Below are 2,040 nucleotides of genomic sequence, written 5' to 3'. Positions count from 1 at the left end.
GCTCGGCGCGGTCCGGGTCGCCGAGACCGCCGCCGCCGCGGTCGAGATCGCGGAGCGCGAACGGCCGCGCCGCCGCCGCCCGCGGAGACGCACGCCGTGACGCTCTTCACGCGCGCGCTCCTGCGGACGCCGCCGCCGAATTTCGCCGACGGCTTGACGACGGCCGACCTCGGCGCTCCCGATCTCGAAACTGCGCTCGCGCAGCATCGCGAATACGCGCGCGCGCTCGAGCGGTGCGGTCTCGCCCTGACGGTCCTTCCTCCCGATCCGCGCCATCCCGACTCCTGCTTCGTCGAAGACACGGCGGTCCTCTTCGGCGCGACGGCGGTCGTGACCCGCCCCGGGGCGGCCAGCCGCGCGGGCGAGGTCGACGAGATGCGCGAGCGGCTCGCGGAGCTCTTCGCCTCCGTCAGGGCGATCGAGGCGCCGGGCACGCTCGACGGCGGCGACGTCTGCGAGGCCGGCAGCCGGTTCTTCGTCGGCGTCTCCGAGCGCACCAACGAGGCGGGCGCCCGCCAGCTCGCGAACTTTCTCGAGGCGGAGGGGCGCTCGGCGGACCTCGTGGACATCCGGGAAGTTCCGGGGATCCTGCATTTGAAGAGCGGCGTCACCTCGATCGGGGACGGCCGCCTCGTCGCAATCGACGCGCTCGCGGAGAACGCGGCGTTTTCCGATTTCGACCTCGTCCGGGTCGCCCCCGGAGAGGAGTACGCGGCCAACTGCGTCCGGGTGAACGACCATCTCCTCGTGGCGGCCGGTTTCCCGCGCCTCGAAGCGTCGCTCGCGGGCCTCGGGTATCCCGTGACGGCCGTCGAGATGTCCGAGTTCCGGAAGATGGACGGCGGCCTCTCGTGCCTGTCGCTCCGCTTCTAGCGAAGCGAGGGGGCGACTCGCAGGGTCCCGTTCGCGCCCGCCCGGTCATCATCCCGCTCGGCGCTTCCCTTCCGTTGCGGAGGGTCTGAGCGGAGCGGCGGTCCGCTCCTCAGCGATGACGGGGTGGGGCCGCCTCCCATCCGCGACGGGTCACCTCGCGGTAACCGGGCCTCCGGCCGCTCGCGACTTCCGCCGTCCGATTCACTTGCATCATTCGGTCCGGGTCTTCCGCGTTACCATTCGCGCATGGACAACGAGCTTCCCGACGTCCTGCGTCTCGGCATTCCCGAGATCGACATGGAGCACCTCCTCCAGGTGCAGATCCTGGCGTCGATGCTCGAGGCGTTCGCGGCCGACGACTGGCCGCGGGCGAGCGAATTGATCGGCCAGCTCCAGGACGTCACGGAAGCGCACTTCATCGCCGAGCAGCTCCTCATGCGGCTCCACGCCTATCCCGGCTACCAGACCCACGAGCGCGAGCACGACCAGCTCATCCAGGAGCTCCGCGCGCTCGAGGAGTCGATCGTGTCGGAGGAAACGGGGCTTCCGCTCGCGGCCCGCTCGTTCGAGCTCTGGCTCGTCCACCACATCCACACGGCCGACAAGGCTTTCGCGGCGTTCCTGCTCGACAAACATTCGGGCGCCGGCACACGCGTCCCGGTTTCCTGACCCGTCGGATCGGCCCGGCGGTGTCTTTGGCGCTTTTGACTCTTGCGTTTCGGGAGTCGGACCGAGAGTCCCGCGTCGCGTTGTCCCCGTTTCGGCCCTTTCGCGATGGAGAAGGCATGCGAGGTGCAAAAAGGGCCGGCCGATGGCGCAAAGGCGTATGCTTTCCGCGGAGGACGGGTGTCAGCCGTATGTGCATTCGATGACATCGCGATGCGGGGCAGGGCCCGCGGCCTTCGATTGGCCTGTACCCTGCGGGACCAGTCCGGAGGCCGGGGTGTCAGGAGCCCGCTCTAACGTTCGATAGCGGCCGGGCCCTTCGGGGCGCCGGATTCCGCCTATTTCGGATCGGGATAGGCCGACGCCTCGTCCGCCTATCTCGGCGACGGGGGGGAGCTATGCCGAACCTGATTCCGCCTATCTCTGACCGAGAGCCTCCAGCTAATACAAAGTTAGGCCCGCGGAAGGCGTCATGAGCGGCTTGCAAGGTGCAGAGGCTAA

Annotated in this window: 2 protein-coding genes; both read left to right on the top strand. The window is 69.2% G+C overall.

Annotated elements, in window-relative coordinates; all coding sequences use genetic code 11:
* Positions 1-96: 96 nt before the first annotated feature.
* On the top strand, positions 97-873 hold the full coding sequence (locus VKH46_11190) for an arginine deiminase-related protein (protein HKB71399.1): 777 nt from the start codon (positions 97-99) through the stop codon (positions 871-873).
* A gap of 246 nt (positions 874-1,119) precedes the next feature.
* Positions 1,120-1,542 (top strand): hemerythrin domain-containing protein, encoded by a 423-nt coding sequence (locus VKH46_11185; protein ID HKB71398.1) that lies wholly within the window; start codon positions 1,120-1,122, stop codon positions 1,540-1,542.
* The last annotated feature ends 498 nt before the right edge of the window (positions 1,543-2,040 follow it).

This window comes from Thermoanaerobaculia bacterium, from assembly GCA_035260525.1.
In the GTDB taxonomy this organism is placed as follows: Bacteria; Acidobacteriota; Thermoanaerobaculia; order UBA5066; family DATFVB01; genus DATFVB01.
This window is presented reverse-complemented; position numbering and strand designations above follow the sequence as displayed.

What these genes read in the sequence shown, in the direction of transcription:
- VKH46_11185 (HKB71398.1), top strand. Translation starts at nt 1,120, where the DNA reads ATGGACAACGAGCTTCCCGACGTCCTGCGTCTCGGCATTCCCGAGATC.